This window comes from Brevundimonas sp. G8, assembly GCF_902506205.1.
In the GTDB taxonomy this organism is placed as follows: Bacteria; Pseudomonadota; Alphaproteobacteria; order Caulobacterales; family Caulobacteraceae; genus Brevundimonas.
Window position 1 is genome coordinate 1,186,731 of record NZ_LR732816.1, and the last position, 15,525, is coordinate 1,202,255.

12 protein-coding genes are annotated in these 15,525 nt (G+C 67.8%); 5 read left to right on the forward strand and 7 right to left on the reverse strand.

All coding sequences use genetic code 11. The features are described from left to right. Positions 1 to 45: 45 nt before the first annotated feature. Positions 46 to 2,286: a TonB-dependent receptor gene (locus CHRYSEO8AT_RS05835; protein WP_159847598.1), complete on the reverse strand. Its 2,241-nt coding sequence runs from the start codon at positions 2,284 to 2,286 to the stop codon at positions 46 to 48. Positions 2,287 to 2,479: 193 nt separating this feature from the next. Between CHRYSEO8AT_RS05835 and CHRYSEO8AT_RS05840 the strand changes: the two genes are divergently transcribed. Further along, the gene (locus CHRYSEO8AT_RS05840; RefSeq protein ID WP_159847601.1) at positions 2,480 to 3,238 is read left to right on the forward strand and encodes a TetR/AcrR family transcriptional regulator; all 759 of its coding nucleotides are present in this window, start codon (positions 2,480 to 2,482) and stop codon (positions 3,236 to 3,238) included. Between the two features lie 69 nt (positions 3,239 to 3,307). Next, a complete protein-coding gene (locus CHRYSEO8AT_RS05845; RefSeq protein WP_236547441.1) occupies positions 3,308 to 4,087 on the forward strand; it encodes a LytTR family DNA-binding domain-containing protein in 780 nt (259 codons plus the stop codon). A gap of 4 nt (positions 4,088 to 4,091) precedes the next feature. On the opposite strand, the gene CHRYSEO8AT_RS05850 is transcribed toward CHRYSEO8AT_RS05845, so the two are convergent. Then, positions 4,092 to 4,535: a COG3650 family protein gene (locus CHRYSEO8AT_RS05850; protein WP_159847604.1), complete on the reverse strand. Its 444-nt coding sequence runs from the start codon at positions 4,533 to 4,535 to the stop codon at positions 4,092 to 4,094. An 81-nt stretch (positions 4,536 to 4,616) separates the two neighbouring features. Between CHRYSEO8AT_RS05850 and CHRYSEO8AT_RS05855 the strand changes: the two genes are divergently transcribed. Further along, entirely contained in the window at positions 4,617 to 5,750 is a 1,134-nt protein-coding gene (locus tag CHRYSEO8AT_RS05855; protein WP_159847607.1) for a DNA cytosine methyltransferase, read from the forward strand. A 412-nt stretch (positions 5,751 to 6,162) separates the two neighbouring features. Here the strand turns inward: CHRYSEO8AT_RS05855 and CHRYSEO8AT_RS05860 are convergent, their stop codons facing one another. From CHRYSEO8AT_RS05860 to CHRYSEO8AT_RS05870, 3 genes are all read right to left on the reverse strand, one after another. Further along, a complete protein-coding gene (locus CHRYSEO8AT_RS05860) occupies positions 6,163 to 6,522 on the reverse strand; it encodes a YdbL family protein (RefSeq protein WP_159847612.1) in 360 nt (119 codons plus the stop codon). A 34-nt stretch (positions 6,523 to 6,556) separates the two neighbouring features. After that, positions 6,557 to 6,745: a YnbE family lipoprotein gene (locus tag CHRYSEO8AT_RS05865; RefSeq protein WP_159847615.1), complete on the reverse strand. Its 189-nt coding sequence runs from the start codon at positions 6,743 to 6,745 to the stop codon at positions 6,557 to 6,559. Between the two features lie 77 nt (positions 6,746 to 6,822). Continuing rightward, positions 6,823 to 10,053: a YdbH domain-containing protein gene (locus CHRYSEO8AT_RS05870; protein ID WP_159847618.1), complete on the reverse strand. Its 3,231-nt coding sequence runs from the start codon at positions 10,051 to 10,053 to the stop codon at positions 6,823 to 6,825. A gap of 319 nt (positions 10,054 to 10,372) precedes the next feature. Between CHRYSEO8AT_RS05870 and CHRYSEO8AT_RS05875 the strand changes: the two genes are divergently transcribed. Then, positions 10,373 to 11,728 carry a M23 family metallopeptidase gene (locus tag CHRYSEO8AT_RS05875; RefSeq protein WP_159847621.1) on the forward strand — a complete coding sequence of 452 codons (1,356 nt, stop codon included), beginning with the start codon at positions 10,373 to 10,375 and terminating at the stop codon, positions 11,726 to 11,728. Here the strand turns inward: CHRYSEO8AT_RS05875 and CHRYSEO8AT_RS05880 are convergent. Next, the gene (locus tag CHRYSEO8AT_RS05880; protein WP_236547442.1) at positions 11,725 to 13,410 is read right to left on the reverse strand and encodes a TadG family pilus assembly protein; all 1,686 of its coding nucleotides are present in this window, start codon (positions 13,408 to 13,410) and stop codon (positions 11,725 to 11,727) included. The two genes, CHRYSEO8AT_RS05875 and CHRYSEO8AT_RS05880, sit on opposite strands and share 4 nt — an antisense overlap. After that, positions 13,407 to 13,805 carry a TadE/TadG family type IV pilus assembly protein gene (locus CHRYSEO8AT_RS05885; protein WP_159847624.1) on the reverse strand — a complete coding sequence of 133 codons (399 nt, stop codon included), beginning with the start codon at positions 13,803 to 13,805 and terminating at the stop codon, positions 13,407 to 13,409. Before CHRYSEO8AT_RS05885 ends, CHRYSEO8AT_RS05880 begins: the two co-directional genes overlap by 4 nt. A 1,122-nt stretch (positions 13,806 to 14,927) precedes the next feature. Here CHRYSEO8AT_RS05885 and CHRYSEO8AT_RS05890 point away from each other — a divergent pair. Then, positions 14,928 to 15,515 (forward strand): hypothetical protein, encoded by a 588-nt coding sequence (locus CHRYSEO8AT_RS05890; RefSeq protein ID WP_159847627.1) that lies wholly within the window; start codon positions 14,928 to 14,930, stop codon positions 15,513 to 15,515. Positions 15,516 to 15,525 lie beyond the last annotated feature (10 nt).

Genomic DNA, 15,525 nt, shown 5'->3' on the forward strand with positions numbered 1-15,525 from the left:
GCCCGGAGACCGCCGCCCCTCGTCGTCAGGCGTTGTGGATATGGATCAGAACTTCAGACCCAAAGTGGCCGTGACCGTGCGCGGCGGACCGTAGAAGCCGATGATCGAGTTCCCGGTCAGTGCCGCGGGGAAGTTGTATCCGCCGACACGGTAGCGTTCGTCGCCCAGGTTCTTGCCGTGGACGCCGAAGGTCAGACGGTCGTCGGACGAGGTCCAGACGATGCTGGCGTCATACATCCAGTAGGCGTCCTGATCGAGCAAAGGCAAAGCTTCCTCGAACTGCTGATAAGCGCCGCGATAGGCGACCGACGGGATGAAGGCGATCGACGAGCCGTTCTCCATGAACCAGTTGTAGGTGGCGCCGATCGAGCCGGTCCATTCGGGGGTGTTCTGGAAATCACGCAGCGACGACACGTCGACGAAACAGCCCGGCAAGGTGGGGCAGGCCGTGTTGCCCGACGCCGTGGGGATATAGGCCAGGAACTGGTCGAAGCTGGCGTCGATATAGCTCAGCGAGGCGTTGATCGTCAGGGCGCTGGTCGCGCGCAGACGACCCTCGAACTCCCAACCGCGGATCGAGGACGAGCCGACGTTGTCCACCACCGAGGCGACGGTGGCGCCGGCCGGATACTGGGTCGTGATCTGCTGGTTCTCGTAGCTGGAATCGAAGATCGCCGTGGCGAACGTCAGGCGACGATCCAGTAGCGAGCCCTTCAGCCCGATCTCATAGGTCTCGACGGTTTCGGGCGCATAGCCGTTGACGGTGGCGGGATACAGGACCGCATCGCCGCGCATGTCGAAGCCGCCCGACTTGAAGCCCTCGCCCCACGAGGCGTAGGCCGTCAGATCCGGGCCGAACTTGTAGTTGACCGAGACGCGCGGGGTGAACTTCTCGAACTCGCGGGTGCGGGTGTAGTTGGTGCGCGGCGCGCCCAGCGGCACGGCGGCGTTGTTGCCGAAATAGGGGCTGCGGATGCCCAGATACTGCTGGCGGAAGACCGTGCCTTCCTTCTCGTCCTTGGTGAAGCGGCCGCCGACCGACACCGACAGGGCGTCGGTCACGTCGTAGCTGAAGTCGGCGAAGGCGGCGTAGCTCTTGGTGGCCACCGCGCCCGAGGTCAGGGTGGTCAGATTGGCCAGGCCCACGACGGTGTCGAAGGCGCCCGAGGCGTTGGCGTCCATGTAGAAGACGCCGGCGACGCCGTTCAGGCGGCCCGCGCTGACCACCACCTGGAATTCCTGGCTGAACTGGTCGTCGTCATAGGCTGCGGGAATGTCGAGGATCGGTCCGGGCAGGTTGTCGAAGTCGATGTTGCCGCGCGTGAAGCCGTCGCGATAGGCGGTGACCGACTTGAAGGTCAGCAGGTCGCTCATCTCCCATTCGCCGGTCAGCGATACGCCGCGCGTCTGGACGCGGTTCTTGTCGCCGGCGCCGGCGTTGGTGTCATACGGATCCGACGGCGACGGGGCGGTTTCGCGGTGACCATGGCGGGCGTTGGAATCGTCGTTCACCAGATCGCCGGCCAGGCGGAAGAACAGGCTGTCGGTCGGGGTCCATTCCGCGCTGGCGCGGAAGGCGGTGACGTCCTTGTTGTAGTGTTCGTTGCCGGTGTTCAGGTTCTTTCCGTAGCCGTCGCGCAGATAGCGGGCCAGGGCCGCCGAGACCTTGAACTCGTCGCTGAACGGCAGTTGGGCGCTGGCGATCACGTCGCGCTGGTTATAGCTGCCGTAGGAGGCGCGCAGGCGACCTTCGGGCTCGTCGGCGTCGATGCGGCGGGTGACGTATTTGATCGCCCCGCCGATGGTGTTGCGGCCGTACAGGGTGCCTTGCGGACCGCGCAGAACCTCGACCCGCTCCACGTCGAAGATGTCCAGAACGGCGGCCTGCGGACGGGCCACATAGACGTCGTCGATATACAGGCCGACGCCGGGATCGAAGCCCCACAGCGGATCCTGCTGGCCCACGCCGCGGATGAAGGAGATCAGGGTCGAGTTCGAACCGCGCGCCGCGTTCAGCGTCAGGCTGGGGGTCGAGCGCGCCAGTTCGGTGATGTCCAGGGCGCCGCGCGCCTCAAGCTGTTCGCCGCTGACGGCCGTGACGGCGACCGGCACGTCCTGCAGGCTTTCCGCACGACGGCGCGCGGTGACGACGATGTCGTCGACGGTGGCGGCATCCTGGGTGTTGGCCGCTTGAGCGGTCGCCTCCGCGTCTTGGGCGACCGAGGCCCCCGCAAGCACGCCCCACGCCGCGCCGGCCAGCAGCGCGCACTTCACATGACGGTTCATGATCCTAGACCCCTTGTTGTCGTTTCCAGCCCGATTGACGCTTTTATTCAGCGTTCAATGATTTTCATGGAACCTACCCGGTTTCGTCCGGCTGTCAAACGCTGTGCTGACGCAAGGTCACTTGAGCTGTCGAGCGTGGCGCCGTTGCACCGGCCCGTTGCACCGGGGTTGGGTCGCGCCTAAGCCTTGCCGCATGAGCAAACTGGACGCCGCCATCCCGACACCCCGCCCCGTCGCCGCCGCGCGTCGCCAGGCGGCAGGCGCTGCGCCGGCTCGGCGGGGCCGCCCCCCCAAGGCCCAGGCCAAGGCGGCGGGCGAGACCCGCGACCTGATCCTGGACGCGGCCGAGGACCTGTTCTCCAAACACGGTTTCTATGGCGTCACCATCCGGGAGGTGGCGCGTGAGGCGGGCGTGGATACGGCCCTGGTCCATTACTATTTCGGGGCCAAGCGCGAGCTGTTCGACGCTGTCTTCCTGCGCCGGGCCGAGGTGTGGAACGCCGACCGGGTGTCCGCCATCGACCGTTATGCCGAGACGGCGGGCGAGGACATGACGCTGGAGGGCCTGTTGGAAGCCTTCCTGCGGCCGCCGTTCGAATGGTCGCTGAAGGGCGGGCCGGGGTGGAAACACTATTCCGCCCTGGTGGCCCAGACCAACGCCAACCCCAGTTTCGGCGGCGAGACCATGGCCCGCTATTTCGACCCGGCCATCCACCGGCTGATCGAACTGATCGCCGTGGTGTTGCCCGACGCCAGCGAGGTCGATCTGTACTGGGGCTATCACAATCTGTCGGGCGCCCTGACCCTGACGCTGGGCGAGACGGGGCGGCTGGACCGGCTGTCGAATGGTCAGGCGCGCTCAGGCGATCTGGAGACGGCGGGCGACTATATGGTCCGGTTCGCGGCGGCCGGCTTCCGCGCCGTGGTCGGGATGTCGCCGCGCACAGCGTGATCGGCGCGACGGCTTTCGCCCCCTCCTTTCAACGGGCGGGAAATCGTGGTCTCAAGGCGCGATCTTCTGATGCCGAAAGCCGCCATGACGCCCCTTGCCGCCGAACGCCGCCGCACCTTCCTGCGCGGCCTGATCGTCGCCGTTCTGGGCGGCGTCTTCCTGGCGATGACCGGGGCGTTCGGGACAGCAGGCGCGGCGTTAGGGCCACGGCTGGCCTATTGGGTCGTGGTCATGGTTCTGGGCGGGGTGTGGGGCCATTTGTGCAGCGCCCTTGTCAGCCGTTTTCTGGATATAGACGAGCGGCCGTGGCTGACCATCGGGGTCATGGTGGTGATGATCACCGGGCCGGCGTGCGTCCTCGTCTGGGCCGCGACGGGTCTGTTCTTCGCCCAGCGCCTGTACCCGTTGGCGGTGCTGCCTCAGGTGGTCGTGCCGGTCGTGGTGGTGACGGCGGCGGTGACGACGCTGAACGTCTTCCTGGGGCGCGCTCGGCCGGTCCAGACCCATGCGGCGCCGACCGAGACGACGGCCCGGCCGGTGCGGTTTCTCGACCGCCTGCCGATGAAGCTGAAGGGCGCGACCCTGCACGCAGTGCAGGCCGAGGACCATTATCTGCGCATCCACACCGACCGGGGGTCTGACCTTATCCTGATGCGGCTGTCGGATGCGGTGGAGGAGCTGGAGGGGCTGGAAGGCGCACAGACGCACCGCAGCTGGTGGGTGGCGCGCGACGCGGTGCGCGGGGTCGAGCGCGGCGACGGGCGGGCGACCCTGACCCTGGACGGCGGCCTCTCGGCGCCCGTCAGCCGCCGCTACGCCCGGATGCTGCGCGACGCCGAATGGTGGTGAGCGATCACGAGGCGGGCTGGGCCGTCAGCATCGACGCCGGGGCCGCGCAGCCGGTCAGGGTGTCGTCGCCGATCTCGACCTTGGCCGTCAGCGGATAGGTGCGGTCGCTCATGCCGTCCGAGCATTCGGTGGCGATCAGGACGACATTCAAAGCCTGGTTCAGATCGGTGGAGCTGGCGAAGGTGGCGACCGTGCCCTGAACCGTCGCGCCACGATTGGGCGCGCGCTGGGCCGGCTGATCGACGCGGGTGTAGATCAGGGCGTCGGGGGTGATCTCCACCCCCCAGAAAGGTTCGGTGCCGAGCGCGCGCACCGGCTTGCCCAGATCGACGCCGCCCAGGGTCGCGGCCGTCTCGGGCGCAGCGGCGGCCTTGGGGGCGTTGGCCTCGCGGTCGTAACAGCCGGCCAGAGCGGCGCCGGCCAGCAGAACGGGCAGTATGAAACGCATGGACGGCCTCCCTTTCGTCCCTGCGCAGGTGTGGTCGCGTGCGGCCTCGGTCAAGGGCGGAGCCTGGGTTATGCTGGTGGGATGTCGATTCGCCCCAGCGCATACGAGTTCTTCGCCGGGGGCGGTCTGGCGGGACTTGGTCTCTCAGGACTGGGCCTGTCCAGCGCCGGCATAGACACCGTCTTCGCCAACGACATGGATGTGGCCAAGGCTCGGGCTTTCGTCGCCAATCATCCGCACACGCCGTTTCGTCAGGGGGATGTCTGGGGCCTGACGGTCGAGGATCTGCCGGGGCGGCCGGACATGGCCTGGGCCTCGTCGCCCTGTCAGGACGTCAGCCTGGCCGGCGCGCGCGGCGGGCTGGAGGCCGGACGATCTGGCGCCTTCTGGGGCTTCTGGCGGTTGATGCAGGGTCTGGCGGCCGAAGGGCGCGGGCCGCGCGTGATCGTGCTGGAGAATGTGATCGGCTTGCTGACCTCAGGCCAAGGTCGAGATTTTGCAGCTGTGTGCGCGGCCATGACCGAGGCGGGATATAGGGTCGGGGCGCTGGAGATGGACGCCGCGCATTGGCTCCCGCAGTCGCGGCCGAGGCTGTTCGTGGTCGCCATTCGGGGCGAGGCGCCGCGTGCGCAGGCGCCGGTCGCACCCTTCCATTCGCCGCGCCTGATCGCCGCCCACGCGCGCCTGCCAGAGGCGGTGAAGGCGGCCTGGGCCTGGTGGTCCCTGCCCGCGCCGTCGCAGCGCAATCTGGATCTGGCCGCCGTGCTGGAGCCGGACGACGCCGTGACCTGGCTGGAGGATGCGGACGCCATCCTGGCCTTGGCCGGGCCGCTGCACCGCGCCCGGATTGCGGCCGCCGTGGCCTCGGGCCGGCGCTGCGTCGGGGCCGCCTATCGTCGGGTGCGGACCGAGGACGGGCAGAAGATCCAGCGCCTGGAGGTCCGGTTCGACGGCCTGGCCGGATGTCTGAGGACGCCGGCCGGCGGCTCGTCGCGGCAATATGTGGTGGTGTGCGATCAGGGCCGGGCACGGGTGCGGCGCCTGACCGGGCGAGAGGCGGCGCGGCTGATGGGGGTGGGCGAGGACTATCGCCTACCGTCCAGCGAAAGCGCGGCGCTGAAGCTGATGGGAGACGCCGTCGCCGTGCCGGTGGTCAGGGCGCTGGCCGAGGGTCTGTTGCTGCCCGCGCTGTCGGATCGACGCGCGGCGGCCTGATCCGGTGAGGCGGTTAGGGCGGAATTGCACTGCAACGGAAAAACAGTGCAATTGGTGCAATCTTGCCTCAGAACGTTGTTTTCGTTGAGGTAAAATTCAGCCTCGAATTACACTCGTGCAACAAGGTGCAATTTACTCGGCGAAGTTGGACTCCGAAAAAAACAGTCCAACGAGTCCAAGTCGTGGAGATGGCGATGTCAAAGACCGGGCACGCATCATAACCCGGTCTGACGTGGCGCTAAGGAAGATGACGGTCCGGCAGTCTAGTGGCCTGAAAACGCGTCTTTTCTTCTTGCGCAATAGGATGGGTGAGCAGCCCGGCGAGGGTTGAGGCCGCGCAGCCAAGCTCTGCGACTCATGCCTGAACCCGCCGTGGGCCCTCGGGACAAGCCCGAGGGTGACGGTCTTTTAGTTAGCGCTGGACCCACTGCCCCTGGGCGTTGCGGTACCACTGACCCGAGGAGATGCGGGGCAGGAGCTGGGATTCGAACATCCGGGCGCCGGCGACATCGGCCGAGGTGCCGGCGTCGGTTGCGCTGCGGGCGTAGGCGGCGCGGCGGCCGGCGTTGGTGGCGTCTACGGCGGCGCGCAGGCCGGCGTCCGAGGTCGGGGTGCGGAAGCCCAGGAAGCCGTCGGCCTGTTCGCCGACCGTGCCGGCAGCCTTGGCCTGATCGATCTGGGCCTTTTGAGCGCCGGTCTGGGCGATGGCGGCCCCGGCGACACCCATTGCGGCGACGGCAGCGCCGATGACGAAGAGTTTGCGGAAGGTCATTTCAGCCTGTCCCTTTCAGAAGAGAAGCGGGAAATCAGAAGAGGTTGGGGTTTTGCTGGAGCAGCGTCTGCAGCTCCTGGTCCAGGCGGACGCGCACGTCGGCGTCCAGCTTGGCGTAGATCTGGATCGGCGCGACCTCAAGACGGATGGTCGGGGCGCAGGCCGCGAGGGCGACGACGACCGCTCCGAAGCCGAGGCCGGCCAATTGGCGCTTGTGGATCATGACGTGGACTCCGGTACGGCCGAGAATGATGGCTCTAATAGCACGTCGCCAAGTGAACGCGCGCTGAATGGTGAAGTTCAATCGGCGGGCGCCGGGATCGGGTCCGGCTCCTGCTGACCCTGGCGGGCGCGATTGACCGCCAGCAGGTCCGAGATCAGCTGGTTGGCGTTCAGGGTCGTGTCCAGCGTCAGATCGATCTGGGTGTTCGACGGCAGGGGCAGTTTGCGGTTCAGGAACTGGCGGCTGATCAGCTCGGCGATCGTCAGACGCAGTTCCTGGCGCTGGGGCGGATCGTGACGGCCGCGAATGTGGAACAGCACCGAGACCCGGCCGCCGTCCATGCTGTTCACATCGGCGCTGAGCACGTCGAAGGACAGGTCTTCCATCGCCTGATAGGCCAGATCCTCGACCATGCCGGAGGGCAGTTCCTCGCCGCCGCCGCCCGCATTGACGTCGGTCAGGACCTCGCGCTTGATCGACAGACGGCCCGGCTGGACCGCGCCCAGTGTCCCGGCGGTGATCCGCAGGCCCGTCTTGGGGTCCATGATGAAGGGCAGACGGCCCGAGACCACGGCGTCCAGCTTGACCTTGTCGTCGAAGCCGGTGTCGGCGACGATATCGCCCAGCTGCACCCGGTCCAGCACGATGACGCCGCTGTAGGGCTGGGTCGCGTCCAGCGGGACGGTGAAGGGTTCGACCGAGACGGTGCCGCCGCCGGCGACGACCTGGGCGCCGTCGATCAGGACGCCCGCCTCGTTGACCGAGAAGGTCACATCCAGCGCCGTGACCGCCGTGCCGACCGCCAGACTGTCGGCCGTCAACTTCTGGTTCGGGGCGGTGATCAGGGGCGTCAGGCTGCTGAAGACCACGTCGCCGCGCAGGCCCTTGACCGCACCGGCCGGGCTGACGAAATCTAGGCCCGGCGTGACCAGATGCCCGCTGGAGGTCGGCTCGGCGTCCTTGGTCCAGTCGAAGCGGCCGTCGAAGCTGACGGAGCCGGCGACCGGCGACTGAAGGAAGTCGGCGGCCAGGGGGCTGAGCATTTCCGGCTGAAGCCCGTGTTCGGCGAAGGTCACATTGGGGGCGGTGATGACGATGCCGCCCGCGCCCGTGCGGCCGTCGTGCGCCAGGGTCAGACGGCCTAGCGTATGCGCCGCCGCCTCGCCCGTGCCCTTCAGGTCGAAGGCGCCGCTCCAGCGTTCGTCAGCCAGGGTCGCGGAGCCGGTCGCCGCTAGAGGTTCGAACCGTGAGGGGGTCAGGGCGTCGATGGCGCGGGCGGCTGTGACGTTCGCCGTCAGGCCGACGCCGGCCTTGGTCCCATCGACCGTGACCCGCCCCGAGGCGTCGGCGAACCGCATGCCCAGGAAGGGGGCCTGAGCCGAGACCTGATCGAAGGCGCCGACGACGCGCCAGACGCCGTCCTTGGATGTCAGCAGGGGACCGCCGGCGGGGCACAGTTTGCCGGCGACTTGGTGCACGTCGTTCTCGTCCAGCTCCAGCCGCTCGACCGTCAGATCCACGCAGTCCGGTGTCGCATAGGTCAGCCGGCCGTCGGCCATGGCCAGGACGCCGCGCGTCCGGGCGTCGATGCCGCGCGCCAGGTCGAAATCCAGACGGGCGCGGCCGTCCAGCGTGGCCTCGAAACCGGTCTCGGTCAGGCGCCAGTTCGGCACGGCGACGGTCATCTCCGGCAGGCCCTTGCCGCGCGTCGCGGTGACGTTCAGCGCGCCGCCGCCAGGCCGTCCCGGCTCGGCCTGATAGGCGCCCTCGCCGGCTTGAGCCACCGTCAGGACGCCGCCGTTGGCCGGGGTCAGGGTCACGGGGCGCGCCAGGGCGACCGTGGTGCCCGCCGTGCCGGTCGCGAACCGGATCGCCGGGGCGTTCAGGGCGAAGCTTCCCAGCGCACGCTTCATTTCGGCCAGTTCGGCGATGTCGTCGGGACCGACCGGGCCGAACAGGGGCCAGGCGCCGTCGGCGGCGCGCAGAGATCCATCGGCGGCGATCTGGATCACGCCGTCGCTGACGACATCCAGGTTCAGGTCGGCGCGTCCGCGTTTCAGCGCCAGGTCGCCGAAGCCGAACCGGTCGAAGGTCGCGCTGACCGGGCCGGTCGCCTCGAACACCGCATCCTTGCCGCCGAACGTCAGGGCGCGCGAGGTCAGCGACAGGCGGTTGATACTCGTCTGGCCCATCCGGCCCGAGCCGGCCGTCACGGACAGGGGCGCCTGCACGCTCCAGCGCAGGGCGGCGTCGCGCGAGACGGTCAGCTTGGCCCTCGTCGCCGTCGCCGCGACATCGGCGATGCGCAGGTCCGCGCCTTGGACCGCCGCCGCCTTCAATGCGGTCGTAGTCGCGCCCTCCAGACGGAAGGTCTCGATCCAGCCGGAGACGACGCCGTCGAACTGGGCCGTGACGTCGGCGTTGCGCGCGCCGACGGTTTCGGTCCCCAGGCTTGCGCCGGTCAGGCGGGCGTCCAGAACCAAACGGCCGTCGCCACGTCGGGTCTTCAGATCGGGATAGGGCAGGTCGCCGGTCAGGGTCAGATTGGCCCCCTGCCCTCGCGCTGCCGGCGTCGTAAAGGCGTCGGCCGCCGCCAGCAGCCGCAACGCCACCCGGTCGCCCGTGGTGGTCAGGTCCAGCGTGGCGGACAGGCCTCGCGCCTCGACTTCTCCGCTCTTCAGCGCCGCCGTGGGCAGGCGCGCCGCCAGCCGCATCAGCTTGCCGTCGTCGATCCGGGCGTCGGCCAGGATTTCGACCGGCCCATATTCGGTGTCCAGCCGCCCGCGCCCGCCCTCGACGATGACAAGGGGACTGCGCGAATCCGGGCGTGGCGGGCCGCCGGTGAACTCCTTGACCAGCGGGTCCAGCGATCCGAGCGACAGTTTCCCACCCTTCCAGCTGGCCCGCACCACTGGCCGAACCAGGCGGATGCGGCTGGGCGTGACACCCAGGCCGGTTTTGGACCACGGCAGGGCGAGGGCGTAATCGACCTCGGCCCGCTCGACCACGACATCGGGGTTTTTCGGATCGCCGATGCGGATGCGCCCGACGAAGCCATCGATCTCGATCCGCTCGACCTCGACATCGGCCTGGATGCCGCGCTGGTCCAGCCAGCCGACCAGCACGTCCCGCGCCACTGCGCGGCGATTGAGATAGAGGACGGCCGCCGCCACACCGAGCAACAGCGCCAGGATCAGGACGCCGATGGCCACAGCGCGCAGGACGCGGCGCGGCTTGGCCCTGGGCGGCTGGGCCTTGGGCGACGGAGCGTCGGACTTGGCGGAAGTCTGGGCGGAGGTGTCGGTCAAGCGGATCGATCGCGGGATTAAAACGTGTCGCCGATCACCTTCGTCATCCTGACCCCAAGCACAAGATCAAAGCGTCACCGGCGGCGTTCGACGGCGCGTTGCTTGACGGTGAAGCTGGGCGACAAAGGGGCGCGAGCGGGTGCGGCCCTCCACAGCGGATGATCCATCCTGATTCGGACGTTAACCGTTTGTAACGGTCTGTCTTCCCAAACTGAGACAGGCAAGGTATAGGACCGCCCTCGCGCCATGGGCGATCGGCGCGAACTTCGAGAACGAGTAACGCTTTGGCGCCGCAGGCGTCGCAATACGACGGGGACCGATGGCTCAGTTCGACCCACGCCGCCAGCCGACACGGCTCGCGCCGCATATGCTGACTGCGGTCGCCGCAATCTCGGTGGCGATGCTCGCCGGTAGAGCCTATCAACCCGCTCAGGCCGAAGAAGTTCCCGCGCTGACCTCGGCCCAGATGGCCGCCATGGAAGCCCAAGCCTTCGCTTCGGCCAACGCCCCCGCCGGCCTGACCGCGCCCGAGGCCGTCAACGTCCAGATTCGCCGCGGTGAAACCTTCGAGCAGGCCGTGCGCCGCACCGGCGTCGCGCCGGAAGAAGCCAGCGCCGTCGCCGCCACCGTCGCCAACGCCTTCGACCTCGCTGACCTGCGCGCCGGCCTGAAGTTCGAGACCGCCATCGCCAAGCCGCGCGACGGCCGGGGCGACGCCCGCCTGATCGGCCTGACCATGCGCACCGGCCCGGCGTCCCAGCTGACTGTATCGCGCAGCTTCGACGGCGCCCTGCGTCTGCGGTCGCTGGAAGAAAAAGTCACCCACGAGACCGTAGTGCTGAAGGGCGACGTCGAGCGTTCCCTGTCCGCCAGCGCCCGTGAACTGGGCGCCACCGCCTCCATCGTGCGTTCCGCCAGCCGCCTGTTCGCCACCAAGTTCGACATGCAGCGCGACATCCGCGCCACCGACGAGTTCACCATGGTCTTCGACCGTGAAGTGACCGAGGCCGGCCGCACCGTCGACGTGGGTGACCTGATGTACGCCGAACTGCGCGGCGTCACCTTCTATCGCTTCAAGCCGGCCGGCGCGAAGGACGCTCAGTTCTTCGACGCCAACGGCAAGAACCTGCGTTCGGCCATGATGCGCACCCCGCTGCAGAGCTTCCGCCGGGTGTCGTCCAGCTTCGGTTTCCGCACCCACCCGATCTCGGGCTACAAGAAGATGCACCAGGGCATCGACTTCGCCGCCGGCACCGGCACGCCGGTCGTGGCCCCCGCCGACGGCGTGGTGGTCGAGGCCCGCCGCTGGGGCGGCTATGGCAACTGGCTGCGCATCCGTCACAACAACGGCCTCGAAAGCGGCTACGGTCACCTGTCGCGCTACGGCTCGGGCATCCGCGCCGGCCAGCGGGTCAGCCAGGGCCAGATCGTCGCCTATGTCGGTTCGACCGGCGCCTCGACCGGGCCGCACCTTCACTATGAGCTGTGGCGCGGTGGCCAGCGGATCAATCCCGCCGGCGTGCGCACCCAGGAAGGCACCGAACTGGCCGGCGCCGACCTGACCGCCTTCCGCGCCGAAAAGGCCCGTATCGACCGCATCATCGCCTCGGGCGGTCAGAAGCGCCCCTCGATGCAGCAGGCCTCGGCCGAGGGCCTACGTCCCGCACGCGGCTAACCCGACCCAGTTGAGTTCAGCCGACCAGGCGCGGCGTCGATCGGCCTTCGCTGGGGCAGGACAGGCCGTGAACGGTCACATCGGCCTCGCCCAGCCTGAGCCCCAGCATCCAGCACCGGGTTCAGCACGCCATCCAGCACCGGGCCCAGCGGCTCCAGCAGCCGGCCCAGAGCCCTGGTCAGGTCGCCGAGCCCCAAGCCCAGGCCGACCACGTTCACGTCCACGTCCAGCCGCCCCAACAGGCTGGACACCAGGCCGCTGGCGAAACTACGCGAGGCCATGGTCTTGGCCCGCTGCGCCTCGATGTCGGCGGCATCGAACCTCAGCGGTTTGAAGCCTGGATCGGCGGCCTCCACGTCGGCCTTGCCGGTGATGCTGACCAGCCCCAGGATGGACAGCAGGGTTGCGGGGCGCGGCGACAGACCCGTCTTGAAGTCGTCCAGCGTCGTCTCGTCCACCGCGCCGATCGAGGCGCGGGCCAGGCCCGGCCGCACCTCGACCTCGACCGAGCGCGCGGGATCGCAGGACAGGGATTTCAGCCGCGCCTCGGACGCCGCCAACTCGACCAGGATCGGCAGCTCGACCCGCGCCAGACCCGACAGAGTCTGGGCCGTTTTGGCTCGAACATAGAGCCGCGCCTGGGCCGTGCGGATGATCGGCTGGCCGTTCGCCGTCACCGTCAGCCAGGGCGAACGATTGGGCCGTTCGCCGATGGCCAGGCTGGTCTTCAGATCGGCGAGGCCGGCGGGCACACCCAGGTTCAGCGCGATCTGCCGGTCCCCGCCCCCGACCTCCAGCATCGCCATGGCCAGGTCCATGGCCGAGACCGAGGCGTCCAGCCCCTCGCGGATTCCTTGCGGCGACTGGGCCTCGACACCGATCAGATCGCCCAGCTTCACCTTCGTTCCGACCGAGGCCGAAGCCAACCGACCCAGCGCGCCGCCGTCGTCGCCACCCGCGAGGCGTTCCAGCACCTTCAACGCCCGGCCGGCATCGACATCGCTCGCCAGCAGCCTGTCGTAATCACCGATCTCGATGTCCAGATCCGTCGCCAGGGCGTCGGTGAAGCCCAGCAGATTGACGTCCAGGTCCGCCAACCGCCGATAGTCCATGACGCTGAGCGAGACCTTGGAGCCAGTCAGGCCGCTCAGCACCTGGTTCACCACGCCCTCGTCCAGCCGCGCCAGGCGTGAGCCGATGGAGAACATGGCCTTGGGCGGGGCGCCGTCGGATGCTGCCGCCGTGGCACGACGATGCACGCGCACCTGATCGCGGCCCAGAAGCAGTTCGGTGAAGAACAGCGGCGCACGGCTCGTCACCTCGACGCGGGCGGCGTTGGGCGTCGCGCCGCCCGGGGCGAACCTATCATCCCGAGCCTTTTTCGGGTCGGGCGCATAGACGCCGAGGGTGGTCGCCACGGGCACCGTGACATCGGGCGAGACATTGGCCTCGACCGTCGCAGACGCCGCCCGCCGCACGGTCGCCTCGCCCTGTGACAGGTTCTGAACCGCCGACAGGGCCGCCAGATCCGCCGCCGCCTGGACCCGTCGTGTGTGCAGCACCAGCACGCCCAGATCGATGGTCACGGCCGTGACGATGCACAGCACGCCCCCCGCCACGGCCGCGATCACGGCGACCGCCCCGCGCCGATCAGCGCCGAAGCGTTTATGCCAGGCGCTCACGAGTAGTCCCCCACATGGATCACCGCCGAGCGCCGGATGACCACCGGCGGACGCGGCAGCATTCCGCCCAAGGCCATGACCAGGCTGTCGCCGGAATCATAGACGACCACGACCCGCAGCCGCCCGGCCTCCTCCGCCACCTCGATCGTCATCCTATCGGGATCCAGCGCCACGCCCCGCACGGCCGCCGTCACCTCGCGCCGCGCCAGCCCATCGCGCTCGACCGCGTCCAGCCCGCCCACCGCGGCCCGCGCGCCCTCAGACGCCAGGGCCTGAACCGACTGGGCCATCAGGAACCAGCCGCCATAGACGACGATGGAGATCAGCAGCAGCACCAGGATTGGCCCCACCAACGCAAACTCCACCGCCGCCGCGCCTTCGCGCCGGCGTCGCATGGTCTGAGGGATGGGTCCGTGCGTGCGCATACCAACCTCACGATTGCTCGCATGGGTTGTATATCCAGCAGCGTTAAAGGTTCGTGCAGCAGCCTGGGATGCCTCGCCGTCGCGCCGTGCGGTGACGCATGACGGCGTGACCGCTCGGTGGCTATGGCCTTGCGCGTTAATGCTGCGATCGTTTTGTGGGACGACATCAACGGCCGCGCATCGCCTATGCCGACCGCAAGATGCATGGCCTGGATCGCACATCGAGCTAGCGATCTGCGCGTAGAGATCGTCTGATCGACCTCTAAGCCGACATGCGGATTTGCAGTCCGCCCACGACTGTATCGTTTTGATACATTCGTGGGCATATGCGCACGAACCGACACAACTTGTCCCCTTGCCCGCCATTTCCGCCAGACGTCGTGGTGGAGGCACCAGCGACGCTCGATCCGCAGAATTGGCAGACCTGTTCCAGCTCGCACCGCCTGCCGACAGTCGCTTAAAATCGGCGAAGATCCCCGGCGCATCTTCAGGGGACCGCTCAGAGAAGACACCCAGAATGAGCCGTCGCTTCGGCGCCCTATGGCACGGGATCACGCAGTCCCGGAGCGGGCTTATGGTCAAGCTAAGCCTTTGGGACACCTGATTTTTAACACTCGGAGGAAACGGCCACGCCCTCTAGATGCCAGTTGCATTTCGTCAAAAGCGACATTACAGGACTCTTCGATTAACGTTTTCTTAACCATCCTGCATATCCACGCCGAAACCGTCCTGATTCGGGACGGCATGGAACTTGGAAGGGTGAGGGAAGACGGTGGAGGGGAAGACAACTTTGGGCACGATCTGACACAGCAGATCATACGGCCGACTATATGTTCGCCGCTTGAGCGCCAATCAGAACGACAACCACTGATTTTCAAACTCATTGTCGTAGTAAAAGCGATGCGGTCTGATGACTTTGCATCAATGCGCAAGTGTATCCTGATCTCCGATATTTCCCCTGAATGGCGAGTGTCTGAGCGAACCAGACAGTTCAGTTTTTATCTATTGACGTTCTACTTAGTCTGGCGGTAATTCGCCGCCGAATAACAACGATAGGCACAGGCTGGGGCCTGATGCTCAGGGGAAGCGATCATGAGGGGGCAACTGCGATGCATCGCGGCGTTCGGCGCCCTGTGTCTTGCTGGCGGGCTGAGCACCGCCGCCAGCGCCATGGACCTGGGACCGACCGGCGCATCGAACCGGCTGCGCGTCGAAGTGGCCGGCGTGATCTCGCCGCGCTGCATGGTCAGCCAATCGGAAAGCTCGGCCTCGTTCGGCCAACTGCTGGATCCGTCCAACGGCGGCACGGCGGCACGGGCCCTGAGCCTAGGCTTCACCTTTGACTGCAATAGCCCCTTCCGCGCGGTGATGACCTCGCAGAACGGCGGGCTGCAGACCGATGCGACGCCTGCCTCCGGTTTTCGTAATCGCATCACCTACGACGCGGCTCTGGCCCTGCCGAACGGCCGCGCCACCTCGTCTTGCGACAGCGAGCAAATGCAACGCGAAGCCGGCGAACGCGCCGGATGCGTCTTCCGCTTCAACGGCCGCCAGGGCGCCTCGGGCGCCGCGTCGGTGAAGCTGACCATGGCCGCAGATCCGACGCCGGTTCTGGCAGGTCAATACCGAGATCGATTGGTCCTTCGCCTCTCGCCCGTCCTGGGCGGGGAGAGGGACTGAGAGAGATGAC